Source organism: Pseudomonas sp. P8_241 (genome assembly GCF_034008315.1).
Taxonomy (GTDB): Bacteria; Pseudomonadota; Gammaproteobacteria; order Pseudomonadales; family Pseudomonadaceae; genus Aquipseudomonas.
Window position 1 is genome coordinate 6,114,483 of sequence record NZ_CP125377.1, and the last position, 24,483, is coordinate 6,138,965.

The following is a 24,483-nucleotide window of genomic DNA, read 5'->3' on the forward strand; positions in this document are numbered from 1 at the left end:
CCTTCCCTTAAGCCGCGTCGCGCTTGGCGTCGTTGCGGTAAGCCTCTACCGCCTCGATCAAGGCTTGAAGAATCTCCGCGCTCTCGCCGATCACCGAGAGGTCCGCGCGCTTGATCATGTCGCAACCGGGGTCAAGGTTGATCGCCACCACCTTGTCGCAGGCACCAATGCCTTGCAGGTGCTGGATCGCCCCGGAAATCCCCACCGCCACATAGACCCGTGCCGTGACCCAGGTGCCGGACGCGCCGACCTGACGGTCGCGGGCCATGAAGCCGTCGTCCACTGCCACCCGCGAGGCGCCTTCGGTCGCGCCGAGGGCTTCGGCTGTCCTGTGGAAAAGTCCCCAGTCCTTGACCCCGTTGCCGCCGGAGAAAATGAACTCGGCTTCGGCCATGGGGATCGCCGCCGGGTCCACCGCCACCGCACCCAGATCTTCGATCCGCGACAGGCTGCGTGCCACGGTTGTGGATAACTCCACGGGCAAGGCTTCATGACGGGTTTCGTTGACCGGTTCGGCGCACTCGACGGCCGCCAGAATCAAGCGCGCAAGCGGACGGGCCAAGTCTTGCAAACCCGCACCAGCGCGGCCGATGCACTCCTGATCCTTGACCTGCCAGACCCGCGTGGCCGGGCGTTGAGCCAAAGCCGCAGCAAAGCGCCGACCCAATTCACCGCCACCGCTGCGGCTGTCCGGCAGCAACCAGTGACGCGGGCTGAACTGGTTATCCACAGCCCGCAGGCCCTGGACTCGCTGTTCCGGTGCATAACCGCTGAATTCTTCGCCATCCAGCACCAGCAAGCGATCGACGCCTGCAGTGGCGAACGTGGTTTCCTTGTGCTCGCCGAACACCACGGCCAGTACCGCGCCGTCGCTGCCGGCCAGTTGATGAGCCAGGCCCAACAGATCGCGGTCGTGGCTGCTCAAGCGGCCGCCGACCATGTCCGGCACCACGCAGATGTAGAACGCCGGTGCTGGCACTTGATGCAGCGGCAATTGCACCTCAACGGCGGCGGTGCGCTTGGTGGCGCCACCCTGTTGTTCGCCACTTCGGTCGATCCGTTTGATGCCGTTGGGTCCGATGAAACCCATCCCATGCGGGTTCTTGCGGATGACGCCGTTGGGCCCCATCCAGCTGTGTTGCGCCGGTTGCATGGCCGCGTGCAGCGGATGCAGACGGTTACGGGCGATCCATTCGGCACGCGGGTCGCGGCGGATAATGTCGCTCATCAGTGCACCTCCGCAGGTTCACGTTGGGCTGGTGCAGCCGGTTTGCTCGGCGCGGCATCTTCGAGCAACGCGTCGGCCACCAGCTCGGCGATGTCCTTGATCAGCGGGCGGGGCTCGACCACCCCTTCGAGCATCGCCGTGCACTGTGGACAACCCACGGCCACCAGCTCGGCGCCGGTCTCGCGGATGTCTTCCATGCGCATGTCCGGAATCCGTTGCTTGCCCGGAATGTCAGTGATCGGCGCCCCGCCGCCGCCACCGCAGCAGCGCGAACGGAAACCGGAACGTTGCATCTCTTTGACTTCGATCCCGAGGGCGCGCAACACCTGACGCGGCGCCTCGTATTCGCCGTTGTAGCGGCCGAGGTAGCACGGGTCGTGATAGGTCACGCTGTCGCCTTTGTGCTGGCCGAGGTTCAGCGCGCCGGCCTGGATGATTTCTGCCATGTAGGTGCTGTGGTGCTGCACCAGGTAGTTGCCATCGAAGGCGCCGTACTCGTTTTTCAGCACGTGGAAACTGTGCGGATCGCAGGTGATGATGCGATTGAAGCTGTACTTGGCCAAGGTCTGAATGTTGCGCTTGGCCAGCAACTGGAAGGTCGCTTCATCGCCCAGGCGTCGGGCCACGTCACCGCTGTCGCGTTCTTCCAGGCCGAGTACCGCGAAGTCGACTTTAGCCGCTTTCAGCACTTTGACGAACGCACGCAGGGTGCGCTGGTTGCGCATGTCGAAGGCGCCGTCGCCAACCCAGAACAGCACGTCAGTGGATTTCTTCTCGCTCAGCAGATTGAGGTTCAGGTCCGCCGCCCAGTTCATCCGCCCGCCCGGCGCAAAACCACCGGGGTTGTCGGTGGCGATCAGGTTCTCCAGGACTTCGGCGCCCTTGTTCGGCGTTGCGCCTTTTTCCAGGGTCAGATGGCGGCGCATGTCGACGATGGCATCGACGTGCTCGATCATCATCGGGCATTCCTCGACGCAAGCGCGGCAGGTGGTGCACGACCATAGGGTTTCAGCGTCTACCAGACCGTTGACGATCGGTTGATGCGGGTTCCCTGAATGCTCGCCAATGGCCTTGCCCGGATACGGACTGCCGGCGAACTTGGCATCGGTGCCACCGGCCAGGCCGACGACCATGTCCTGAATCAGTTTTTTCGGGTTCAGCGGTTGACCGGCGGCGAAGGCCGGACATGCTGCTTCGCACTTACCGCACTGCACGCAGGCGTCGAAACCGAGCAACTGGTTCCAGGTGAAATCCTTGGGTTTTTCCACGCCCAAAGGCGCGTCAGGATCACTCAGGTCCAGTGGTTTCAAACCGGTGGAACGACCACCGCCAAAGCGTTCGGCGCGACGGTGCCAGGCCAGGTGCAGGGCACCGGCGAAGGCGTGCTTCATCGGACCGCCCCAGGTCATGCCGAAGAACAGTTCCGACACGCCCCACAACACGCCAACCCCGAGAATCGCCGCCAACAGCCAGCCACCGAAGTGTTCCGGGAGGATCCCGGCCACCGGCAAGGTCAACAGGAAGAAGGAGGCCGAGAACGCCAGCAGGCTTTTCGGTAGGCGCATCCACGGGCCTTTCGACAGACGCGCCGGAGGGTTGCGGCGACGCAGGTAAACAAAGATCGCCCCGACGAACATCACCGCCGTCATCAGCAGTAACGCGTAGCCGAGGATGCGGTTATGCAGGCCGAAACCATGCACCAGAATCGCCAGCACGATGGACGCCACCGCACCGCCCGCCGTGGCGACGTGGGTGTTGGCGATGTACTTGTCCCGCGCCACCACGTGGTGCAGATCGACCATGTAACGCTTGGGCATGGCGAACAGGCCGCCGATCAGGTCGACCTTCGAGGCCCGGCCCCGACGCCACATGGCCACCCGCCGCAACGCGCCCAGCACCGCAAGGGCCAGGGCTGCGAACAACAGGATTGGAAGAAGGGTGTTCAACATAGGTGTTGCTCCCACAAACCACGGAGTCATGCATCGATCTTGTAGGAGCCGGCTTGCTGGCGATTCAGACGACGCGGTGAATCAGGCAGACCGCGTTATCGTTCATCGCCAGCAAGCCGGCTCCTACAGGTGGCAGGCTTAGAAATCCTTGCACAGCCGCAGCGCGTCATAGATCGCCGCATGCACGTTGCGCTGGGCCACGCAGTCGCCGATGCGGAACAGCAGGTAACCGTCACCACTCTGTTCCAGACACGGTTGCGGCTTGATCGCGAACAACGCTTCGACGTCGATCTGGCCTTTGTTGCGCGAGCCTTCCTTCAACGCGTAGTAGATTTCTTCGTCCGGACGCACGCCGTTTTCGATGACAACCTGATCGACCACCCGCTCCTCTTTGGCGCCGGTGTATTCGTTCTCCAGCACCGCCACCAGCTTGTCGCCTTCGCGGTAGACCTTCTCCAGCATCATGTCGCCGGTCATGATCACTTCTTTCGGGTACATGCTGCGGTAGTAGGTCGGGAACGACGTACCGCCAATGGCCACGCCCGGTTTGATGTCGTCGGTGACGATCTCGACCTGGCTGCCCTTGTCCGCGATGAAGTCGGCAGTCGACATACCGGTGAACTCGCAAATGGTGTCGTAGACCAGCACGTTCTTGCCCGTCGCGACTTTGCCGTCGAGCACGTCCCAGCTGCTGACCACCAAACCTTCAGCCGCGCCCCAGTGTTCGTTCTGCTCGATGAACGGATGACCGCCAACCGCCAGCACCACCACGTCCGGACGCAGGTCCATGATGGTCGGCGCATCGGCCGCAGTGCCCAGGCGCAGGTCGACTTTCAGTCGCGCCAGTTCCAGCTGATACCAGCGGGTGATACCGGCGATCTGGTCCCGTTGCGGCGCTTTCGAAGCGGTGGTGATCTGGCCACCGATGAATTCTTTTTTCTCGAACAGGGTCACGTCGTGGCCACGTTCGGCGGCAACGCGTGCGGCTTCCATCCCCGCAGGACCGGCACCGACCACCACAACCTTGCGCTTCACACCGGTGGTTTTTTCGATGATGTGCGGCAGGCCCATGTATTCACGAGACGTCGCAGCGTTTTGGATGCACAACACATCCAGACCTTGATACTGACGGTCGATGCAGTAGTTGGCGCCGACGCATTGTTTGATCTGGTCGATCTGGCCCATCTTGATCTTGGCGATCAGGTGCGGGTCGGCGATGTGGGCGCGAGTCATGCCGACCATGTCGACGTAACCGCCTTCCAGAATACGGGTCGCCTGGTTCGGGTCCTTGATGTTCTGCGCATGCAGCACCGGGACCTTGACCACTTCCTTGATGCCGGCCGCCAGGTGCAGGAACGGCTCCGGTGGATAACTCATATTGGGGATAACGTTGGCCAGGGTGTTGTGGGTGTCGCAACCCGAGCCCACAACGCCGAGGAAGTCGAGCATGCCGGTGTCGTCGTAATACTTGGCGATCTGCTTCATGTCCTCGTGGGACAAACCATCGGGGTGGAACTCGTCACCGCAAATGCGCATGCCCACACAGAAATCGTCACCGACCTCGGCGCGTACCGCTTTCAAGACTTCCAGGCCGAACTTCATGCGGCCTTCGAAGGTGCCGCCCCATTCGTCGGTACGCTTGTTGACCCGTGGGCTCCAGAACTGGTCGATCATGTGCTGGTGCACAGCCGACAGTTCGACGCCGTCCAGGCCACCGGCCTTGGCGCGGCGTGCCGCTTGCGCATAGTTGCCGATCACCCGCCAGATTTCTTCCGGCTCGATGGTCTTGCAGGTGGCACGGTGCACCGGCTCACGCACGCCCGATGGCGACATCAGGGTTGGCCAGTTGAAGCCGTCCCAACGCGAGCGACGACCCATGTGGGTAATCTGAATCATGATCTTGGCGCCGTGCTTGTGCATGGCGTCGGCCAGATTCTGGAAGTGCGGGATGATGCGGTCGGTGGACAGGTTCACCGAACTCCACCATTCCTGCGGGCTGTCGATCGCCACCACGGACGAACCGCCGCAGATCGCCAGGCCGATCCCGCCCTTGGCCTTCTCTTCGTAATACTTGACGTACCGGTCGGTGGTCATGCCGCCGTCGGTCGCATAGACCTCCGCGTGCGCGGTGCTGAGTACGCGGTTACGGATGGTCAGTTTGCCGATCTGAATCGGCTGGAACATTGCTTCGAAAGCCATGGCGGGTTCCTCGACTTACAACGGCTTGACGGTGAACAAACCGTCATCGTGGCCTTCTTCGGAGCCACCGTAGACTTGCTCGGCGACGGTGCGAATCTTGCTGCCACGGGCCTGGAGAATCTGATCCATCGCACCGGCAAACCAGCCAGTGAACATATAGTCGACCTTGCGCCCGACCTTGCCGTACACGTAAACGAACGCCGAGTGTTCGAGCTTGACGCTGGCGGTGCCTTTGTCGAGGTCAATGTCCTGGATCTTGAACAGGCCCCAGCCGCGCTGCGACAGGCGCTTCATGTAGTGCTCGAACACCGCAACGCCTTCCAGACCATGGCATTCGGCTTCCTTTTCACACCAGTGCCAGGCGGATTTGTAGCCGGCCTTGTAGAGGATCTCAGCATAGGCGTCGGCGCCCAGCACTTCCTCGATGCCCATGTGGTTGTTGACGAAGAAATGGCGCGGCACGTACAGCATCGGCAGGGCATCGGAGGTCCAGACACCGGTTTCGCTGTCGACTTCGATAGGCAATTGCGGGGCGATCTTGGCCATGGAAACTTAACTCCAGAAAATTCGTTGTGTTGCCTGCGGCGCGGACGGCCGCAGGAAAGGATTCAGAAGTGCGGCGGCTTACTCGCCCCAGACGTCCTTGAGGACATTGACCCAGTTCTCGCCCATGATCTTGCGCACCACGCGCTCGGTGTGGCCGCGCTTGAGCAGGGTCTCGGTCAGGTTCGGGAACTCGCCCACGGTACGGATGCCCAGCGGGTTGATGATCTTGCCGAAGCTGGTCAGGCGGCGGGCGTAGCCCTTGTCGTGGGTCAGGTATTCGAAGAAGTCCTGGCCATGACCCTGGGTGAAATCTGTGCCGATGCCGATGGCGTCTTCGCCGACGAGGTTCATCACGTATTCGATGGCTTCGGCGTAGTCGTCGATGGTCGAATCGATGCCTTTGGCCAGGAATGGCGCGAACATGGTCACGCCGACAAAACCGCCGTGGTCGGCAATGAACTTGAGCTCTTCATCGGACTTGTTGCGCGGGTGCTCTTTGAGCCCCGACGGCAGGCAGTGGGAGTAGCACACAGGTTTTTTCGATTCGAGGATGACTTCTTCAGAGGTCTTGGAGCCAACGTGAGACAGGTCGCACATGACGCCAACGCGGTTCATCTCGGCGACGATTTCGCGACCGAAACCCGACAGGCCGCCATCACGTTCGTAGCAACCGGTGCCCACCAGGTTCTGGGTGTTGTAGCACATCTGCACAATGCCGACGCCCAGCTGCTTGAACACCTCGACATAGCCGATCTGGTCTTCATAGGCGTGGGCATTCTGGAAACCGAAGAGGATGCCGGTCTTGCCCTGCTCCTTGGCCTTGCGGATGTCGGCGGTGGTGCGCACCGGCATTACCAGATCGCCGTTTTCGCGAATCAGTTTCTGGCTGGCGGCGATGTTATTGACGGTGGCCTGAAAGCCCTCCCACACTGAAACGGTGCAGTTGGCCGCCGTTAAACCGCCCTTGCGCATGTCTTCGAACAGTTCACGGTTCCACTTGGCGATAATCAGCCCGTCGATAACGATGCTGTCGGCGTGCAATTCGGCTGGGCTCATCAGGCTGTCCCCTTATTAGCGATTCATGCGCCGAATCGTCTGCCGGCGCTTTGGGGCCAGCATATGCCTGCGCACCGGGGCAGCCGGGTGCAAAAACGACAGGGGAATTGCCGAAAGCGTCAATCCGCGACAAAGGGTCGTCGCCAGGCACAATCGGCGACCTGTTCAAGGCCGTCTGCTTGAGCCAGAATTCGCCGCATCACTGGAATAGAGCGGCGACTTCAATGAAATCCATCCTCCTGGCTTTGGCACTGATTGCGACTGGCGTACACGCAGCGGAGGAGTCCGACGACAACCCGTGCGACAAAGTCGAAAACGACATCCAGACCCTGGAATGCTCGGCTTTCAGTAAAACCACCGCTGAAGAGCTGCTGAACGAAAACCTCAAAAGCCTGAACGAGCGCATGCAGTCGCTGTACGGCAAGAACCCGTCGCAACTGAACGACATCATCGCCAAAATCAAAGCCGCTCAGGCGCTATGGCTGAAAACCCGCGATGCCGATTGCGCCGTAGAAGCCTTTCCCACCACGTCCGGCAGCAAAGCATTCACCATTGCGCAGAACGATTGCGTGGCGCGAATGAGTGACGAGCGGTCGGAGTTTTTGGAGTCGATTGGGCAGGAGTGATCCTGGTATAGCGGTGAAAGCTGGAAATTTTTCCTGCCTTCACCAGCAGATTCCGTTTTTCCTACAGCACGTTCTAACCTCGCCTACACGTTTTGCTTAAAAGCCCAAGTCTGTGGGCTTTTCACGCAACACGCTGACAATTGTTGTTCATTGGCTATTTGAAAAATATAAGCAAAGATTCGCAAATCTTATAAAAGACTTATATTCTTCCATGAACAGCATTCACTGGACTCGAAAGGCCGTTAAGCAACTCTTGAGATTGCATTTCGTTCACCAGATTCAGGTTCGTGATGCCATCACGGCGCTCGCTGGCATGCCCGATGTGGGCAATGTCAAAGCACTGGTCGGTCATGACTACGCTTATCGGCTGCGCGTCGGTAACTATCGGGTCATGTTTGATTGGGATGGCGCGATCAAAGTGGTCAGCATTCAACAGGTCAAAAAACGCGATGAGCGCACCTACTGACGTACAAATCATCAACGACGCCGAAGGCAATCCAGCCTTTGTGGTCATTCCATACGCGCAATATGTGGCGCAGAAAATCGAGCCCGATCTGATCCCTCACGAAGTGGTCAGTCGCATCGTCGACGGCGCCACTCCCATCCGTGCATGGCGAGAACACTTGAACCTTACCCAAGATGAAGTAGCCAAACGCATGGGCATTTCTCAACCAGCCTTCGCTCAACAGGAAACAGTCGCCAAGCCCCGCAAAGCGACCCGCGAAAAAATCGCCATGGCGTTTGGCATCACCGCCAGTCAACTTGAGCTGTAAGCTGCACGCCATCAGCCAGTAAAAGGATTCAACATGAAACTCTGCGGCATCGAAATCAAAGGCAGCGAAGCGATCATCGCCGTGGCCAGCCTGGACGGCACGACGTTGAGCCATGTTGCGCTCGCCACCAAGAAAATTGCCCTGGACGATGACGACGAGGCCGCCAACGTCAAAGTGTTTGCGGCTCAGGTTGCGTCGTTTGTGCGTGAGAATTCCATTGATCGTATTGTGATCAAGAAGCGCAGCAAGAAAGGCGAGTTCGCGGGCGGGCCGACGACGTTCAAGATCGAAGGGGTTTTCCAGTTGCTAGAGAATTGTGAGGTGACGTTGCTGTCGCCGCAGACGATCAATGCCCAGGCCAAAAAGCACAACTTCGAGCTGCCGGGGACGCTGAACAAGTATCAGCATGAGGCTTACAAAGCAGCCTGCTCTGCACTGATGAAAAAGTAAAAACGCCGCCCTGTAGGAGCCGGCTTGCTGGCGATGAGGCCATGGGCATCGTGGTGATCTTGAGAGTGCCATCGCTGGCAAGCCAGCTCCTACAGGGTTCTCAATTGATCATGCTTTTGCGGTGCGCCGATCTTCCCGTGGGCACCGCTCATACTTCGCCCGATAACTGCGGGTGAAGTACGACGGCGATTCAAAGCCACAGGCAATGCTCACTTCCAGCACGCTCATGTCGGTCTGACGCAACAACTGCCGCGCCTTTTCCAGGCGCAACCGCAGGTAGAAATTGCTCGGTGTGTCGTTCAGGTGCAACCGAAACAATCGCTCCAGCTGTCGCCGCGTCACCTTGATCGATTCCGCCAATTCCAGCGTGCTCAACGGCGGTTCGCTGTGCTGCTCCATCTCGCCGATCACCTGCACCAGTTTCTTGTTGCTGATGCCATAACGTGTGGCGACTTCCATGCGCTGGTGGTCCTTGCGCGGGCGAATACGGCCGAGCACGAACTGTTCACTGACCTGGATCGCCAGTTCCGCACCGTGGGCCTGGGCGATCAAATCCAACATCAAATCGATGGAAGCGGTACCACCGGCAGAGGTGATGCGCCGACGGTCGATTTCGAACAGCTCCTGGGTGACGCTGAGCTGCGGATAAGATTCCTTGAACGCGTCGATGGCTTCCCAGTGCAGGGTCAGGCGATGCCCGTCGAGCAGACCCGCCTCGGCGAGGATGAAGCTGCCGGTGTCGATGGCGCCGAGGGTTACACCTTCGTTGTCCAGCCGCCGCAGCCAATGCTCCAGCCCCGGAGTCGCGAACTTCAAAGGTTCGAACCCGGCGACCACCAGCAGCGTCGCACCTTTCTTCAAGGGTTCCAGCGCCGCATCGGCGTTGACCGACATGCCGTTGCTGGCCAGCACCGCGCCGCCGTCCGCGCTCAGCACATGCCAACGATACAGTTCGCCACGAAAGCGATTGGCGACCCGCAGCGGCTCGATCGCCGAGATAAAGCCAATGGCCGAGAAACCCGGCATCAACAAGAAGTAGAAATCCTGAGACATGGAGCGCACTCGCTTAGCAGGTAACAAGAGGCCAGGTAACGAGGGGCGGGCAGCGTAGGGATGTTGATACGCCACTTGCAAGGTGCATTCAAGAGCACAGGTCGCTGCAGTGCAAGTGCTGGTCGCCGCAGTGCGCTTTCATGGCCGATTTGCTGCGTAACGTGTGATCACCGGCGCATCAGACGCCGGAACTCACAATAAACGAACTGCCGAGGAACCTGAGAATGAAACGACTGATCAGCAGCTGTGTTCTTGCACTCAGTGGTACCGCTTTTCTGAGCGCCAGTGTCATGGCCGCCGAACCCGCCGCGTGCCAGAACGTGCGCATGGGTGTAGTGAACTGGACCGACGTGATCGCGACCAGCGCGATGACCCAGGTATTGCTCGATGGCCTCGGCTATAACACCAAACAAACCAGCGCCTCCCAGCAAATCATCTTCGCCGGGATCCGCGACCAGCGTCTGGACCTGTTCCTGGGTTACTGGAACCCGCTGATGACCCAGACCATCACCCCGTTCGTCGACGCCAACCAGGTCAGGGTGCTTGAAGCCCCTAGTTTGCAAGACGCTCGCGCCACCCTTGCCGTGCCGACCTACCTCGCCGACAAAGGCTTGAAGACATTCGCCGACATCGCCAAATTCGAAAAAGAACTGGGCGGCAAGATCTACGGCATCGAACCGGGCTCGGGCGCCAACACCCAGATCAAAGCGATGATTGCCAAGAACCAGTTCGGTCTCGGCAAATTCCAGCTGGTCGAATCCAGTGAAGCCGGCATGCTCGCCGCCGTGGACCGTGCCGTGCGCCGCAAGGAGGCCGTGGTGTTCTTCGGTTGGGCGCCGCACCCGATGAACGTCAATGTGCAAATGACTTACCTGACCGGCAGCGAAGACGCCCTCGGCCCGAACGAGGGCATGGCCACGGTCTGGACCGTTACCGCGCCGAAATACGCCGAACAATGCCCGAACATCGGCCGCCTGCTGAGCAACCTGACCTACACCGCCGAAGACGAGAGCCGAATGATGCAGCCGCTGCTGGATCACAAGGACGCCTTCGAGTCGGCCCGGCAATGGCTCAAGGATCACCCGCAGGACAAACAACGCTGGCTCGAAGGCGTCACCACCTTCGACGGCAAACCGGCTGCGGAAAACCTGAAACTGACCAGCAAATAAACCCTGATTGAATCACCGACTCGCAGCCCGACCGGGCTGCGAACGGGACCCACACGCCTGAAGGAAACCGCCCAATGAACCACGACGTCATCATCACCTGCGCACTCACCGGTGCTGGCGACACGACCGCCAGAAGCCCACACGTGCCGGTCACCCCGAAACAGATCGCCGCCGCTGCCGTGGAAGCCGCGAAGGCCGGCGCCACCGTGGTGCACTGCCACGTTCGCGACCCGCAAACCGGCAAGTTCAGCCGTGATGTGGCGCTGTACCGCGAAGTGATGGAGCGCATCCGCGAGGCAGACGTGGACATCATCGTCAACCTCACTGCCGGCATGGGCGGCGACCTGGAAATCGGCGCCGGCGAGAACCCGATGGAGTTCGGTCCGAACACCGACCTGGTCGGACCGCTCACCCGCCTGGCCCACGTCGAAGAACTGCTGCCGGAAATCTGCACCCTCGATTGCGGCACCCTGAACTTCGGCGATGGCGACACCATTTACGTGTCCACCCCGGCGCAACTGCGGGCTGGCGCCAAACGCATTCAAGAGCTGGGCGTGAAAGCCGAGCTGGAAATCTTCGACACCGGTCACCTGTGGTTCGCCAAGCAGATGATCAAGGAAGGTCTGCTGGATAACCCGTTGTTCCAGCTCTGCCTGGGCATCCCCTGGGGTGCACCGGCTGACACCACCACCATGAAAGCCATGGTCGACAACCTGCCTGCGGACGCAGTCTGGGCCGGCTTCGGTATCGGGCGCATGCAGATGCCCATGGCGGCGCAAGCGGTGCTGCTGGGCGGCAACGTGCGGGTCGGTCTGGAAGACAACCTGTGGCTGGACAAAGGCGTACTGGCGACCAACGGCCAACTGGTCGAGCGCGCCACGGAAATCCTCAGCCGCCTCGGCGCCCGCGTCCTGACCCCGGCTGAAGGCCGCAAGAAAATGGGCCTGACCCAGCGCGGTTAACCCCCACTCCCCCCTGTAGGAGCCGGCTTGCTGGCGATGAGGCCAGTACATCCGCCACATTTTCCGTGACGGGAATACCGTCTTCGCCAGCAAGCCGGCTCCTACAGGGAACACCGAAATTTTCAGGAAATGACCATGACCTTCATCACCGAAATCAAAACCTTCGCCGCACTGGGCAGCGGTGTCATCGGCAGTGGCTGGGTGTCCCGCGCCTTGGCCCACGGCCTCGATGTGGTGGCCTGGGACCCGGCGCCAGGTGCCGAAGCGGCGCTGCGCAAACGTGTCGCCAATGCCTGGGGGGCGCTGGAGAAACAAGGCCTGGCACCGGGTGCATCGCAGGACCGTTTGCGCTTTGTCGCCACCATTGAAGAGTGCGTTCGCGACGCTGACTTCATTCAGGAAAGCGCCCCGGAACGCCTCGAACTGAAGCTGGAACTGCACAGCAAGATCAGCGCGACGGCCAAGCCCAATGCGTTGATCGGCTCCAGTACCTCGGGCCTTCTGCCGAGTGAGTTCTACGAGAGCGCCACGCACCCTGAACGCTGTGTAGTCGGTCACCCGTTCAACCCGGTTTATCTGCTGCCACTGGTCGAAGTGGTGGGCGGTAAAAACACCGCACCTGAAGCCGTGCAGGCGGCAATGAAAGTCTACGAATCCCTGGGCATGCGACCCTTGCACGTGCGCAAGGAAGTGCCAGGTTTCATCGCCGATCGTCTGCTCGAAGCGCTGTGGCGCGAAGCCTTGCACCTGGTCAACGACGGCGTGGCCACCACCGGCGAAATCGACGACGCGATCCGTTTTGGCGCCGGTCTGCGCTGGTCGTTCATGGGCACGTTCCTGACCTACACTCTGGCGGGCGGTGATGCCGGCATGCGTCACTTCATGGCGCAATTCGGCCCGGCGTTGCAGTTGCCGTGGACCTATCTGCCGGCACCGGAGCTGACCGACAAACTGATCGACGATGTGGTCGATGGCACCAGCGATCAACTGGGCAAACACAGCATTTCGGCGCTGGAGCGCTATCGTGATGATTGCCTGCTAGCCGTGCTGGAGGCGGTGAAGACCACAAAAGAGAAGCATGGGATGGCATTCGCCGAATAACCCTACCCTTGTAGGAGCTGGCTTGCCGGCGATGAGGCCGGCACAACCACCACCTCTGTGGCGCTGCGAACATCGCTATCGCCAGCAAGCCGGCTCCTACAGGTTTTCGTGATTTCAGGATTTGATGACATGCCTGCATTGACCACCTACAAAACCCGAATCATCTCCGACTGGGTCGACTACAACGGCCACCTGCGCGACGCGTTCTACCTGCTGATTTTCAGCTACGCCACCGACGCGCTGATGGATCGCCTTGGCCTCGACAGCAACAGCCGCGAGGCCAGCGGCAACTCGCTGTTCACCCTCGAACTGCACCTCAATTACCTGCACGAAGTGAAGCTCGACGCCGACGTCGAAGTGCACACGCAAATCATCGCTCACGACAGCAAACGCCTGCACCTCTACCACAGCCTGCACCTCGTCGGGGACGACAAGGAGCTGGCGGGCAACGAGCAAATGCTGCTGCATGTCGATCTCGCCGGGCCAAGATCAACACCGTTCAGTGAACAGTCATTGAGCAAGCTGCAAGCCATCGTCGCCGAACAGGCTGACCTGCCCACACCCGCCTACATTGGCCGAGTGATCGCATTGCCCCCAAAAAAATAACAAGGAGATCACCATGAACACCGCCGCAGCATTTGCCGACTTTCGTACTTATCCGATGATCAGCGCGCTGGCTGGCGTGCACGCCATGGCGGATCGCGTGCTGGTGAAGTGGGCCGACGATCGTGTCAGTCCCTTCCATCATCAATGGCTGCGGGACAACTGCCCGTGCCCCCAATGCGTGTACACGGTGACCCGTGAGCAGGTGTTGGAAATCGTCGATGTTGCGCAAAACCTGACGCCCGCCGAAAGCAGCGTTGATGCTGAAGGTTGCCTGAGTATTCGATGGGAGGACGGCCACCTCAGCCGCTTCGATCCCGGCTGGCTTCGCGCTCACGCCTATGATGACGAATCTCGCGCCGAGCGCCGTGAAGGCAAGCCGAAAGCCAGGCTGTGGCACAGCGATCTACAGCTGCCGGTTTTCGACTATCAGGCGCTGATGACCGACAACGATGCGCTATTGCAATGGCTGCTGGCCGTGCGTGATATCGGACTGACCCAAGTCCGCGGCGTACCCACTGAACCCGGTTCGTTGAAGCTGATCGCCCAACGGATTTCCTTCATCCGCGAGAGCAATTTTGGCGTGCTGTTCAACGTGCAATCCAAGGCCGATGCCGACAGCAATGCCTACACCGCATTCAACCTGCCGTTGCACAGCGATCTGCCAACCCGGGAGTTGCAACCGGGGCTGCAATTCCTGCACTGCCTGGTCAATGATGCCGACGGCGGTGAGAGCATTTTTGTCGATGGATTTGCCATCGCCGATGCCTTGCGCCGCGAGGATCCGGAGGCCTTCAAAAGCCTGTGTGAAATACCCGTCGAATTTCGCAACAAGGACCGCCACAGCGACTACCGCTGCCTCGCACCAATCATCGCCCTGGACACCTTGGGACAGGTGTCGGAAATCCGTATGGCGAACTTTCTGCGCGGGCCGTTCGATGCGTCGGTGGAGCAAATGCCCAGGCTTTATCACGCCTATCGTCGCTTTATCGCAATGACACGCGAGCCCCGGTTCAGGTTGATGCAGCGGCTCAACCCGGGCGAACTCTGGTGCTTCGACAACCGCCGCACCCTGCATGCCCGCAACGCGTTTGACCCGGCCAGCGGGGCGAGGCATTTCCAGGGTTGTTATGTCGACCGGGATGAGTTGCTGTCGCGCATTCTCGTATTGCAGCGTTAAAGCGTTAAAGCGTTAAAGCGTTAAAAGATCGCAGCCTTTGGCAGCTCCTACAGGGATCGTGTTTCAACGGTAGGAGCTGCCGAAGGCTGCGATCTTTTGCTTTTCAAGCAGACAAAAAAAGCCCCGATCAAGCCGTGACAGGATCGAGGCAGAGGGTACTGTTGAGGAGCTGCCGTGCGATGGTGACCAAACCTTCGTGAAGCGAGCTGTGTCCAGTGTGCCCACTCCCCTCGCAAACAAGTTAGCCGAAAACGACATGTTCATAACCAATTGAGCCATTGCGACAAATCGCCCTTGCCGACACCTGGCACCACCACCAGAATCGAGCCACGACACCGTTCCCTGAAGAAGGATTGCGTCATGATGCACGCCGATTTGATAGACCAGGAAGACCTGTTGGGCCAGCTCAAGTCGCTGGGCTTTCAAGTACCGATCGGATCCACAGCCGAGCAGGCTTGTGAATGTGCGGTGCGAGGTTTGAACAACGAACGGGCAACAGTGCTGCGCACGATGGTCAAGCAGATGTACACCAGCAGCGCGACGATATTGCCGGCAGTGCGCCAGGCCATCGACAAGCAGTTGTTGCCGGCATTGGCGGAGTATCAGCAGAGCCACACCAGCCGATAAAAGATCAAAAGATCGCAGCCTTCGGCAGCGCCTACAGGAGCTGCCGAAGGCTGCGATGTTTTAATGGCCCCTCGGCCTAGAGCCTTACACTGGCAAACGTCGACTCATTACGCGCCTGGCTCAGTGCCGACAACGGCCCGGACAACGGCGACAGTACCAGCGCCTGCGGCAGCGGCATCATCGCCACTTGCTGGGTGGTGTTGGACCCTACGCGTTCATCACGCGGCGGAATACCGAAGTACTCGCGGTAGCACTTGGAGAAGTGCGGCGTGGACACAAACCCGCACACCGACGCCACTTCGATGATCGACATCGGCGTTTGCTTGAGCAACTGCCGTGCGCGGATCAGGCGAAGCTTGAGGTAGTAGCGCGACGGCGAGCAGTGCAGGTATTTCTGGAACAGCCGCTCCAGCTGTCGACGCGACACCGCGACATACACCGCCAGCTCGTCCAGATCGATCGGTTCTTCGAGGTTGGCTTCCATCAGCGCAACGATTTCCTGCAACTTTGGCTGGTTGGTTCCGAGCATGTGCTTGAGCGGCACACGCTGGTGATCCTGCTCGTTACGAATGCGCTCGTAGACGAACATTTCCGAGATTGCGGCCGACAGTTCACGACCGTGATCACGGCTGATCAGGTGCAACATCATGTCCAGCGGCGCGGTGCCACCGGAGCTGGTGAAACGGTTACGATCGAGGGTGAACAGGCGAGTGCTCATCGCCACACGCGGGAAAGCTTCCTGCATTGCTGCCAGACATTCCCAGTGCACGCTGCAATCAAAACCATCGAGCAGACCGGCGCAAGCCAGAGCCCAACTGCCGGTGCAGACCGCGCCGAGACGACGGGACTGACGCGCCTGGCTTTGCAGCCATGACACGTGTTCCCGGGTAACAGTGCGCTGGATGCCGATACCGCCGCAAACGATGATGGTGTCCATCGGCGGGGCTTTGTGCATGGAGGCGTCGGGGGTGATTTGCAGGCCATCACTGGCCCAGACCTGACCGCCATCAACGGTGAGGGTCGTCCAGCGATACAGCTCGCGACCGGACAACTGGTTGGCCATGCGCAGCGGTTCTACTGCGGAGGCCAGAGAAATCAGCGTGAAATTGTCCAGCAGCAGAAAGCCGATGGATTGAGGCGCACGGTTCTGGGGTTGGGCCCCGGAGTTGAACGACGTCATCGCGGTATCTCCTCACACAAAGCGGGTGATGGCCTCAGGCGGAGGCTCTTGTTATTGCCATCGTTCTCGCGTGGGAGACGGGCTTTGTAATGACAGAGCAATTGCCGTGCCTAAATTTGAATGCGCGTTCAATAACTCCTGAAAACGACGTCGGAATGTGTCTATACAAGACACGCAAGGAGTGGGGATTTAAATGGCCATCAAGGCTGGCAAGCGCCCCGCTCCACACGCCGTGAGCAATTCGGTAGCACTTGTGGGAACAGGGCTGAGTGCCGCAGGGAGAGAGTGTCACCGCAGGCACGGGGGACGAGTGGTCGAGCCTTTGAATAGGAGACGACCATCGGTGAAACGAGTTATCTGTTAGCGACGCGCCAAAAGGTGGCGCGGTTTAAATCGGGTGTTCACTTAACGCGCAGTTCTGAATGGTAAAGCCTCGTGTGTAGGAGCCGGCTTGCTGGCGATAAACGATAACGCGGATTGACTGATTCACCGCGTCGTCTGAATCGCCAGCAAGCCGGCTCCTACACTCAACACTCAACCGCACTCACCGCCAGGCCACCCCGCGATGTCTCTTTATATTTGTCATGCATGTCGGCACCGGTATCACGCATGGTCCGGATCACCCGGTCCAGCGAAATAAAGTGCTGCCCATCACCGCGCAAGGCCATCTGCGCTGCGTTGATCGCTTTCACCGCCGCAATCGCGTTGCGCTCGATGCACGGCACCTGGACCAGCCCGCCCACCGGATCGCAGGTCAGGCCGAGGTTATGCTCCAGGCCGATCTCCGCCGCGTTGCACAGTTGCTCCGGCGTGGCGCCGAGGATTTCCGCCAGCCCCGCCGCCGCCATGGCGCAGGCCGATCCGACTTCACCCTGGCATCCAACCTCGGCGCCAGAGATCGAAGCGTTCTTCTTGCACAGAATTCCCACCGCCGCCGCGCCAAGCAGGTAATCGACAACGTTGGCGTCGGTCACCGCTTCGCTGAACTTCATGAAGTAGTGCAACACCGCTGGAATGATTCCCGCCGCGCCATTGGTTGGTGCCGTAACCATGCGCCCGCCGGCGGCGTTTTCTTCGTTGACCGCCAGGGCGAACAGGTTGACCCATTCCATTGCGCTCAAGGTCGAGCCAATGACGTTGGGCTTGTTCAGCTCCTGCAAACTGCGATGCAGTTTGGCCGCGCGACGGCGCACGTTCAGACCACCGGGCAGGATGCCTTCATGCTTGAGACCCTGCTCGACGCAATCCTGCATGGCACGCCAGAGCGTCATCAGGGCGCTGCGGATTTCCTCCTCGCTGCGCCAGACCTTTTCGTTGGCCATCATCAGTTCGGCCACCCGCAGGTTGTGCTTCTTACATAGCTCCAGCAGCTCGGCAGCGCTGGAAAAGTCATAAGGCAACACAGTGCGGTCGAGGTCGACGACACCGCTGGAAGCCTGAGCCTCATCGACGACAAAACCACCGCCGACCGAATAGTAGGTGTCGCGAGACAACTCGCCGTCATCACCCTCGACAATCAGGGTCATGGCGTTGGGATGGTATGGCAGGTTCTCGTCGATCAGGCGCATGTCCCGGCCCCAGATGAAGGGCACCGGCAAGCGACTGTCGAGCAGCAGCGTATCGGTTTCGCGCAGCGTGGCGATACGAATGCCGATTTGCGACGGATCGATCGCATCCGGCCACTCGCCCATCAAACCCATGACGACCGCGTTGTCGCTGCCATGCCCGATACCGGTGGCCGACAACGAGCCGAACAGCTGGACTTCGACGCGCCGCACGTGTTCCAGCAACCCTCGCTCACGCAGGCCCTGAACGAACAGCGCGGCCGCCCGCATAGGCCCCACGGTGTGTGAACTGGAAGGGCCGATGCCGATTTTGAACAGGTCGAAAACACTGATAGCCATGACTGCAGAACTCCTGGATGTACCAACTCCAGGCGCAAAAACGCCCGGTGACGGAGCTGCTACGCTCAAGCTGCAATCCGTCGAGGTGGCCGCATCATCAAGCTTTTATCCAGTTGTTCGACGTCTCTAACCGACGCACTCATGCCCACGAACGCCGCGTGTCTTTTACGCCGCGTTTTAGCCGTTTATTTGCGCTCAGGAAGGACGAAGGAGGCTGAAAAAATCTGTAAACGACGTCACCGACACTGGATGCGACCATCCCTGTACTGGATACGACGCACCCTGTAGGCGTCAGATTTTCACTGGTACATGATCATATCGACTCGATTGCAAGGCGCCGTGGTAGAGCTGTCTCCAGAACGCCATCCAACCGCAACCTATAAGTGCGGTGGTCCAGTCAGAACACTGCCAAAAAAAACACCAAGGAGTCCATCCATGAAAGGTTCCCCGTCGTTGTTGTTGGCCGCCCTGCTTAGTCTGCCGGTTCTCGCGCAAGCCGCCGAACCGGCCCAATGCAGCACCGTAAACTTCTCCGATGTCGGCTGGACCGATATCACCGCGACTACCGCGACCACCAGCGTCGTACTCAACGCCCTCGGCTACAAGACCAAGACCACCATGATTTCCGTGCCCGTGACCTACAAGTCCCTGGCCGACGGCAAGAACATGGACGTGTTCCTGGGCAACTGGATGCCGACCATGGAAAACGACATCAAGGCCTACCGCGATGCGGGCACCGTCGAGACTGTGCGCACCAACCTCAAAGGCGCCAAGTACACCCTCGCCGTTCCGCAGGCGCTGTACGACAAAGGGCTGCATGACTTCGCCGACATCGCCAAATTCAAGAAAGAACTCGACGGCAAGATCTATGGCATCGAGCCGGGCAACGACGGCAACCGCCTTATCCAGTCGATGATCGACAAGAACGCTTTCGGTCTCAAGGACGCTGGTTTCAAGATGGTCGAGTCCAGCGAAGCCGGCATGCTCTCGCAGGTCGACCGCGCACAGAAACGCGACACCGCCGTGGTGTTCCTCGGCTGGGCGCCGCACCCGATGAACAAGCGTTTCAAAATCCAGTACCTGACCGGTGGCGATGACTTCTTCGGCCCGGATTTCGGTGCCGCCACCGTGGCGACCAACACCCGCAAGGGTTACGCCCAGGAGTGCAGCAACGTGGGTCAGTTGCTGAAGAACCTGGAGTTCACCGTCGACATGGAAAGCGAACTGATGGGCAACATCCTGGACGACAAGATGAAGCCTGACGCGGCCGCCAAGGCCTGGCTGAAAAAGAATCCACAGGTGCTCGATACCTGGCTCGCTGGCGTGACCACCATTGACGGTAAACCTGGCCTGGAGGCCGTGAAAGCCAAACTGACGCCTTGAATCAGGGAGCATCGCTTATGCCGGGCGGTGTAGCCGCCCGGGCTGTTTATTTCCTCGCATGCGGACGTTCACTACCATGCTGATTGATCAGAAAATACCTTTAGGCCAGTACATCGCAGGCTTCGTTGAATGGTTGACGCAACACGGCGCCAACACCTTCGACGCCATCGCCGTGACACTGGAAACGATGATCCACGGCGTGACTTTTGCGCTGACCTGGTTCAACCCGCTGGCATTGATCGGCCTGATCGCACTGCTCGCCCACTTCATCCAACGCAAATGGGGCCTCACCGCCTTTGTCATCGCCTCCTTCCTGCTGATCCTCAATCTGGGGTACTGGCAGGAAACCATGGAAACCCTCGCCCAGGTGTTGTTCGCCACCCTGGTCTGCGTATTGATCGGCGTGCCGTTGGGCATCGTCGCCGCACACAAACCGATGTTCTACACTGTAATGCGTCCGGTACTCGATCTGATGCAGACCGTACCGACCTTCGTTTACCTCATTCCTACCCTGACCCTCTTCGGGCTGGGCGTGGTGCCGGGCCTGATCTCCACAGTGGTGTTCGCCATTGCCGCGCCGATCCGCCTGACCTACCTGGGCATCCGCGATGTCCCGCAAGAACTGATGGACGCCGGCAAGGCCTTCGGCTGCTCGCGTCGCCAATTGCTCTCACGGATCGAACTGCCTCACGCCATGCCGAGCATCGCGGCCGGCATCACCCAGTGCATCATGCTGTCGTTGTCGATGGTGGTGATCGCGGCACTGGTGGGCGCCGATGGATTGGGCAAACCGGTGGTCAACGCACTGAATACCGCTGATATCGCCCTGGGCTTCGAAGCGGGCCTGGCGATCGTACTGCTGGCGATCATGCTCGACCGTATCTGCAAACAACCCGACGCCAAAGTAGGGGGTGACGCATGAGCATTATTCGCTTTGAAGACGTCGACGTGATCTTCGCCAGAGATCCGCGCGAAGCCTTGAAACTGCTCGACCAAGGCATGACCCGAAACGAAATCCTGAAAAAGACCGGGCAGATTGTCGGCGTTGAAAAAGCCAGCCTGGATATCGAGAAAGGTGAAATCTGCGTGCTGATGGGCCTGTCCGGCTCCGGCAAGTCCAGCCTGCTGCGCTGCATCAATGGCCTCAACACCGTGAGTCGCGGCAAGCTGTTCGTCGAGCATGAAGGCAAACAGATCGACATCGCCTCCTGCACCCCGGCAGAACTGAAAATGATGCGCACCAAGCGCATCGCGATGGTGTTCCAGAAGTTCGCCTTGATGCCCTGGCTGACCGTGCGCGAAAACATCAGTTTTGGTCTGGAAATGCAGGGTCGTCCGGAGAAAGAACGCAAGAAACTGGTCGACGAGAAACTCGAACTGGTGGGCCTGACCCAATGGCGCAACAAGAAACCCGATGAGCTTTCCGGTGGTATGCAGCAGCGAGTGGGCCTGGCCCGTGCGCTAGCCATGGACGCTGACATCCTGCTGATGGACGAACCGTTCTCGGCACTCGACCCGCTGATCCGTCAGGGCTTGCAGGATGAACTGCTGGAACTGCAACGCAAGCTGAGCAAGACCATTGTGTTCGTGAGTCACGACCTCGATGAAGCCCTGAAGCTGGGTAGCCGCATCGCGATCATGAAAGACGGTCGGATCATCCAATACAGCAAACCGGAAGAAATCGTCCTCAACCCGGCGGACGACTACGTACGAACCTTCGTCGCCCACACTAACCCGCTGAACGTGCTGTGCGGCCGCAGCCTGATGCGCACACTGGACAACTGCAAACGCATCAACGGTTCAGTGTGCCTCGATCCGGGCGGCGATTCGTGGCTGGATCTGGCGGAAGGCAACACCATCAAGGGTGCTCGCCAGAACGGCTCGGCGCTGGACTTGCAGAACTGGATACCGGGTCAGGCCGTTGAAGGCCTGGGTCGTCGGCCAACCCTGGTGGACTCGAACATCGGCATGCGCGACGCATTGCAGATTCGTTATCAGACCGGCAACAAACTGGTGCTGCACGACAATAACCATGTGGTGGGGATACTGGGTGACAGCGAGCTGTATCACGCGCTGCTCGGCAAGAACCTGGGGTAAGGCAACAGACACAAAAACGCCGCGAGAGGATCGCGGCGTTTTTGTTTGAACGCGTTATTTGTATCAACGCTATCTCTGTAGGAGCCGGCTTGCCGGCGATGGCGGTGTATCAGATACACCGCGGTATGGCATTCGCTGGCAAGCCAGCTCCTACAAAGGCACTACTCACAACTCAGCTATAAACCCGGCCAAGGAGCTGCCGATGGCTTTCAAACTGATCGAGCACATCACGGGTGATCTGATCCTGGGTGAAGCCCATCAAGTCGTAGTCCTGGCTGCCGTTGTGCAGGTACACCTCGGCACGATAGAAACGCTGACGCGCCTCATCGGATTGAACAGACTCGGTCGGCGTGGCCAGATAGCCATCCAGGCTCACTTCGTAGACGAAAGGGTTGCCCTCTTCCATCTCCACGCGCACGCCCATGCAACGCTTGGACTTGCCGAGCAACGTCTGCACTTCCAGACCTTGCGCACGCATCTGCGCCGTCGCATCTTCCAATGCCGGGCTCACCTGCTTGTCCATGAAACGCTGCACTACCGATTGGCTCGGTTGCAGATCCAGTTGAGTCAAACGCTCGCTGAAACCACGACGGCCACGTTCCGCCAACTGCGCTTGCTCCTGTTCGATCTGCACATCCTGGCGCATGGCCTTGTGCAAGCCGAACATGAAGAACACCAGCACCACCGAGAACGGCAGTCCCGCCAGCACCACCATGGTTTGCATGGCTTCGAAGTTGCCGGCAAACAGCAAGCCGATGGTCACCAGGGTGATCACTACCGACCAGAAAATCCGCAGCCAGTGTGGAGCGTCTTCGTCGACGTTGCCGCCCTTGCACGACAGGTTGGCCATCATTACAGCACCGGAATCCGCCGGGGTCAGGAACAGCACGAAGCCGACGAAGATCGACACGCCGATCACTACTTTCGACGCGGGGTAATGTTCCAGCAACTGGTAGATCGCCATGGATGGCTGTTCCAGTGCGGTCTTTCCGAGCTCCACGGCCCCGTGGTTCATCACCAGATCCAGGGCCGAGTTACCGAAGATCGACAGCCACGCCAGGGTGAAGCCCAGCGGGATCAGCAGCACACCCGCCACCAGTTCACGCACCGTGCGACCACGGGAAATACGCGCGATGAACATGCCAACGAACGGTGCCCAGGAAATCCACCAGGCCCAGTAGAACAGGGTCCACAGGCCCAACCAACGGTCGGACTTCTCACTGTCGCCTTCGTACACGTAAAGGTCGAAGGTCTTCAGCACCACGCCGTTCAAGTAGTCGCCGACGTTCTGCACGAAGCCGTTGAGCAGGTGCAGGGTCGGGCCGAACAGCAGCACGAAAATCAGCAGGCCGCTGAACAGCACGATGTTGAGGTTGGACAGACGACGGATGCCGTTTTCCACGCCCGACACGGCAGCAATGGTCGCCACGGTGCTCATCACGATGATCACGATCAGCAGGTTAGTGTTGCTGTGTTCCATGCCGAACAGGTTTTCCAGCCCCGACGACACTTGCAGCGAACCGATCCCCAGGTTGGTCACCAGACCCAACAGGGTCACGAACATGCCGAAGCCGTCCACCGCATGGCCGGCAGCGCCTTTGACCCAACGCTCGCCCACCAGCGGATACAACGCCGAGCGCAGCGCCAGCGGCTGGTTATGGCGATACGCAAAATATGCCACCGCCAACCCCACCAGCGCATAGATCGCCCAGCCATGCAGGCCCCAGTGCATGAATGTCAGTTGAACCGCCTGACGTGCCGCGAGGTTGCTGGCGGAGACGCCTTCCGGCGGATTGAAGTAGTGGTCGAGCGGCTCCGATGCACCAAAGTACAGCAGCGAGATGCCGATACCCGACGAAAACAGCATCCCCGCCCAGGCGCCGTAGCTGAAGTCCGGGGTGTCGTCCTTGCTGCCCAGTTTCAGTTTGCCGTAGGACGAGAACGCCAGGCCGACGACAAAAATCAGGTAGGCGGCGATCACTACCATGTAGTACCAACCGAAGCTGCGGGACAGCCAGGCTTGCGCCGTACCCAGCATTCTGCCGGCCTCTTGCGGGGCGATGATCAGAATGGCGGTCAACAACAGAATCAACGCGGTAGAGGTGTAAAACACCCAACCGTTGACCGTCACCTTTTCCGGTGGGGTCTTTATTAGCGAGGCAGAACTCATGGCACAGATGCTCCGGGCAGTGCGAGAGAAGAACGCAAGACAAACGTGTTACCCGACTAATCGGTTAGTGGGCAGCCGACCGACGGGTGATATAAAGACAGCCCGAAAAAAGCCCGAAGCCCGTAGGCGCCGCAGCGCGCAGGTTTCGAGCAGTTTCGGAAGTCGATTTTTTTCGCCGCTACACGTGGAAAAAATCTCCAGGCAGCGACGATTTGTCGCAGATCTTA

General features: G+C 59.7%; 22 protein-coding genes. 13 read left to right on the forward strand and 9 right to left on the reverse strand.

Annotated features, from left to right (window positions below; translation table 11 throughout):
- Positions 1–7 precede the first annotated feature (7 nt).
- The 5 genes from QMK58_RS27525 to QMK58_RS27545 all read right to left on the reverse strand — a co-directional run bounded on the left by QMK58_RS27525 (position 8) and on the right by QMK58_RS27545 (position 6,978).
- On the reverse strand, positions 8–1,228 hold the full coding sequence (locus tag QMK58_RS27525) for an electron transfer flavoprotein subunit alpha/FixB family protein (protein ID WP_053163084.1): 1,221 nt from the start codon (positions 1,226–1,228) through the stop codon (positions 8–10).
- Positions 1,228–3,177 carry a dimethylglycine demethylation protein DgcB gene (gene dgcB, locus QMK58_RS27530; RefSeq protein ID WP_053163086.1) on the reverse strand — a complete coding sequence of 650 codons (1,950 nt, stop codon included), beginning with the start codon at positions 3,175–3,177 and terminating at the stop codon, positions 1,228–1,230. Before dgcB ends, QMK58_RS27525 begins: the two co-directional genes overlap by 1 nt.
- 138 nt (positions 3,178–3,315) lie before the next feature.
- Positions 3,316–5,376 carry a dimethylglycine demethylation protein DgcA gene (gene dgcA, locus QMK58_RS27535; protein WP_320395668.1) on the reverse strand — a complete coding sequence of 687 codons (2,061 nt, stop codon included), beginning with the start codon at positions 5,374–5,376 and terminating at the stop codon, positions 3,316–3,318.
- Between the two features lie 15 nt (positions 5,377–5,391).
- Positions 5,392–5,922: a DUF5943 domain-containing protein gene (locus QMK58_RS27540; RefSeq protein WP_008033249.1), complete on the reverse strand. Its 531-nt coding sequence runs from the start codon at positions 5,920–5,922 to the stop codon at positions 5,392–5,394.
- Positions 5,923–6,000: 78 nt separating this feature from the next.
- Positions 6,001–6,978: a dipeptidase gene (locus tag QMK58_RS27545; RefSeq protein ID WP_320395669.1), complete on the reverse strand. Its 978-nt coding sequence runs from the start codon at positions 6,976–6,978 to the stop codon at positions 6,001–6,003.
- A 224-nt stretch (positions 6,979–7,202) separates the two neighbouring features.
- On the opposite strand from QMK58_RS27545, the gene QMK58_RS27550 reads away from it, so the two are divergent.
- The 4 genes from QMK58_RS27550 (at position 7,203) to QMK58_RS27565 (ending at position 8,827) form a co-directional block, all read left to right on the forward strand.
- Positions 7,203–7,604, forward strand: coding sequence for a lysozyme inhibitor LprI family protein (locus tag QMK58_RS27550; protein WP_053163093.1), 402 nt, complete (start codon positions 7,203–7,205; stop codon positions 7,602–7,604).
- Between the two features lie 211 nt (positions 7,605–7,815).
- A complete protein-coding gene (locus QMK58_RS27555) occupies positions 7,816–8,070 on the forward strand; it encodes a type II toxin-antitoxin system RelE/ParE family toxin (protein ID WP_320396567.1) in 255 nt (84 codons plus the stop codon).
- Positions 8,054–8,377, forward strand: coding sequence for a helix-turn-helix domain-containing protein (locus QMK58_RS27560; RefSeq protein ID WP_053163097.1), 324 nt, complete (start codon positions 8,054–8,056; stop codon positions 8,375–8,377). Before QMK58_RS27555 ends, QMK58_RS27560 begins: the two co-directional genes overlap by 17 nt.
- Positions 8,378–8,410: 33 nt before the next feature.
- A complete protein-coding gene (locus QMK58_RS27565) occupies positions 8,411–8,827 on the forward strand; it encodes a DUF3010 family protein (RefSeq protein ID WP_053163099.1) in 417 nt (138 codons plus the stop codon).
- A 108-nt stretch (positions 8,828–8,935) separates the two neighbouring features.
- On the opposite strand, the gene QMK58_RS27570 is transcribed toward QMK58_RS27565, so the two are convergent.
- A complete protein-coding gene (locus QMK58_RS27570) occupies positions 8,936–9,880 on the reverse strand; it encodes a GlxA family transcriptional regulator (RefSeq protein ID WP_053163101.1) in 945 nt (314 codons plus the stop codon).
- A 224-nt stretch (positions 9,881–10,104) separates the two neighbouring features.
- On the opposite strand from QMK58_RS27570, the gene choX reads away from it, so the two are divergent.
- The 6 genes from choX (at position 10,105) to QMK58_RS27600 (ending at position 15,522) form a co-directional block, all read left to right on the forward strand.
- Entirely contained in the window at positions 10,105–11,049 is a 945-nt protein-coding gene (gene choX / locus QMK58_RS27575) for a choline ABC transporter substrate-binding protein (protein WP_053163103.1), read from the forward strand.
- 74 nt (positions 11,050–11,123) lie between these two features.
- Positions 11,124–12,011, forward strand: a complete 888-nt coding sequence (locus QMK58_RS27580) for a 3-keto-5-aminohexanoate cleavage protein (RefSeq protein WP_053163105.1) — start codon at positions 11,124–11,126, stop codon at positions 12,009–12,011.
- Positions 12,012–12,146: 135 nt separating this feature from the next.
- The gene (locus QMK58_RS27585) at positions 12,147–13,112 is read left to right on the forward strand and encodes an L-carnitine dehydrogenase (RefSeq protein WP_320395670.1); all 966 of its coding nucleotides are present in this window, start codon (positions 12,147–12,149) and stop codon (positions 13,110–13,112) included.
- Positions 13,113–13,241: 129 nt separating this feature from the next.
- Positions 13,242–13,718, forward strand: coding sequence for a thioesterase family protein (locus QMK58_RS27590; protein ID WP_053163110.1), 477 nt, complete (start codon positions 13,242–13,244; stop codon positions 13,716–13,718).
- A gap of 13 nt (positions 13,719–13,731) precedes the next feature.
- Positions 13,732–14,895 (forward strand): gamma-butyrobetaine dioxygenase, encoded by a 1,164-nt coding sequence (locus QMK58_RS27595; protein ID WP_320395671.1) that lies wholly within the window; start codon positions 13,732–13,734, stop codon positions 14,893–14,895.
- 360 nt (positions 14,896–15,255) lie between these two features.
- On the forward strand, positions 15,256–15,522 hold the full coding sequence (locus QMK58_RS27600) for a hypothetical protein (RefSeq protein ID WP_320395672.1): 267 nt from the start codon (positions 15,256–15,258) through the stop codon (positions 15,520–15,522).
- 76 nt (positions 15,523–15,598) lie between these two features.
- Here the strand turns inward: QMK58_RS27600 and QMK58_RS27605 are convergent, their stop codons facing one another.
- Together QMK58_RS27605 and QMK58_RS27610 are read right to left on the reverse strand one after the other, a co-directional pair.
- Positions 15,599–16,702 (reverse strand): GlxA family transcriptional regulator, encoded by a 1,104-nt coding sequence (locus tag QMK58_RS27605; RefSeq protein WP_053163115.1) that lies wholly within the window; start codon positions 16,700–16,702, stop codon positions 15,599–15,601.
- Between the two features lie 527 nt (positions 16,703–17,229).
- Positions 17,230–18,606 carry an L-serine ammonia-lyase gene (locus QMK58_RS27610; protein ID WP_320395673.1) on the reverse strand — a complete coding sequence of 459 codons (1,377 nt, stop codon included), beginning with the start codon at positions 18,604–18,606 and terminating at the stop codon, positions 17,230–17,232.
- Between the two features lie 435 nt (positions 18,607–19,041).
- On the opposite strand from QMK58_RS27610, the gene QMK58_RS27615 reads away from it, so the two are divergent.
- The 3 genes from QMK58_RS27615 (at position 19,042) to choV (ending at position 22,086) form a co-directional block, all read left to right on the forward strand.
- The gene (locus QMK58_RS27615; RefSeq protein WP_053163119.1) at positions 19,042–19,989 is read left to right on the forward strand and encodes a choline ABC transporter substrate-binding protein; all 948 of its coding nucleotides are present in this window, start codon (positions 19,042–19,044) and stop codon (positions 19,987–19,989) included.
- Between the two features lie 76 nt (positions 19,990–20,065).
- A complete protein-coding gene (choW, locus tag QMK58_RS27620; RefSeq protein WP_053163121.1) occupies positions 20,066–20,911 on the forward strand; it encodes a choline ABC transporter permease subunit in 846 nt (281 codons plus the stop codon).
- A complete protein-coding gene (gene choV / locus QMK58_RS27625) occupies positions 20,908–22,086 on the forward strand; it encodes a choline ABC transporter ATP-binding protein (RefSeq protein WP_053163123.1) in 1,179 nt (392 codons plus the stop codon). Before choW ends, choV begins: the two co-directional genes overlap by 4 nt.
- Positions 22,087–22,258: 172 nt before the next feature.
- Here choV and QMK58_RS27630 read toward each other — a convergent pair whose 3' ends face one another.
- Positions 22,259–24,199: a BCCT family transporter gene (locus QMK58_RS27630; RefSeq protein WP_320396568.1), complete on the reverse strand. Its 1,941-nt coding sequence runs from the start codon at positions 24,197–24,199 to the stop codon at positions 22,259–22,261.
- Between the last annotated feature and the right edge of the window lie 284 nt (positions 24,200–24,483).

Excerpts from the sequence above, each read along its gene's own strand:
- QMK58_RS27600 (WP_320395672.1), top strand. The coding sequence starts at position 15,256 with ATGATGCACGCCGATTTGATAGACCAGGAAGACCTGTTGGGCCAGCTC.
- choW (WP_053163121.1), top strand. The coding sequence starts at position 20,066 with ATGCTGATTGATCAGAAAATACCTTTAGGCCAGTACATCGCAGGCTTC.
- QMK58_RS27590 (WP_053163110.1), top strand. The coding sequence starts at position 13,242 with ATGCCTGCATTGACCACCTACAAAACCCGAATCATCTCCGACTGGGTC.
- QMK58_RS27545 (WP_320395669.1), bottom strand. The coding sequence starts at position 6,978 with ATGAGCCCAGCCGAATTGCACGCCGACAGCATCGTTATCGACGGGCTG.
- QMK58_RS27610 (WP_320395673.1), bottom strand. The coding sequence starts at position 18,606 with ATGGCTATCAGTGTTTTCGACCTGTTCAAAATCGGCATCGGCCCTTCC.
- choV (WP_053163123.1), top strand. The coding sequence starts at position 20,908 with ATGAGCATTATTCGCTTTGAAGACGTCGACGTGATCTTCGCCAGAGAT.
- QMK58_RS27595 (WP_320395671.1), top strand. The coding sequence starts at position 13,732 with ATGAACACCGCCGCAGCATTTGCCGACTTTCGTACTTATCCGATGATC.
- dgcA (WP_320395668.1), bottom strand. The coding sequence starts at position 5,376 with ATGGCTTTCGAAGCAATGTTCCAGCCGATTCAGATCGGCAAACTGACC.
- choX (WP_053163103.1), top strand. The coding sequence starts at position 10,105 with ATGAAACGACTGATCAGCAGCTGTGTTCTTGCACTCAGTGGTACCGCT.
- QMK58_RS27580 (WP_053163105.1), top strand. The coding sequence starts at position 11,124 with ATGAACCACGACGTCATCATCACCTGCGCACTCACCGGTGCTGGCGAC.
- QMK58_RS27540 (WP_008033249.1), bottom strand. The coding sequence starts at position 5,922 with ATGGCCAAGATCGCCCCGCAATTGCCTATCGAAGTCGACAGCGAAACC.
- QMK58_RS27550 (WP_053163093.1), top strand. The coding sequence starts at position 7,203 with ATGAAATCCATCCTCCTGGCTTTGGCACTGATTGCGACTGGCGTACAC.
- QMK58_RS27560 (WP_053163097.1), top strand. The coding sequence starts at position 8,054 with ATGAGCGCACCTACTGACGTACAAATCATCAACGACGCCGAAGGCAAT.
- QMK58_RS27570 (WP_053163101.1), bottom strand. The coding sequence starts at position 9,880 with ATGTCTCAGGATTTCTACTTCTTGTTGATGCCGGGTTTCTCGGCCATT.
- QMK58_RS27555 (WP_320396567.1), top strand. The coding sequence starts at position 7,816 with ATGAACAGCATTCACTGGACTCGAAAGGCCGTTAAGCAACTCTTGAGA.
- QMK58_RS27615 (WP_053163119.1), top strand. The coding sequence starts at position 19,042 with ATGAAAGGTTCCCCGTCGTTGTTGTTGGCCGCCCTGCTTAGTCTGCCG.
- QMK58_RS27585 (WP_320395670.1), top strand. The coding sequence starts at position 12,147 with ATGACCTTCATCACCGAAATCAAAACCTTCGCCGCACTGGGCAGCGGT.
- QMK58_RS27525 (WP_053163084.1), bottom strand. The coding sequence starts at position 1,228 with ATGAGCGACATTATCCGCCGCGACCCGCGTGCCGAATGGATCGCCCGT.
- dgcB (WP_053163086.1), bottom strand. The coding sequence starts at position 3,177 with ATGTTGAACACCCTTCTTCCAATCCTGTTGTTCGCAGCCCTGGCCCTT.
- QMK58_RS27605 (WP_053163115.1), bottom strand. The coding sequence starts at position 16,702 with ATGACGTCGTTCAACTCCGGGGCCCAACCCCAGAACCGTGCGCCTCAA.
- QMK58_RS27565 (WP_053163099.1), top strand. The coding sequence starts at position 8,411 with ATGAAACTCTGCGGCATCGAAATCAAAGGCAGCGAAGCGATCATCGCC.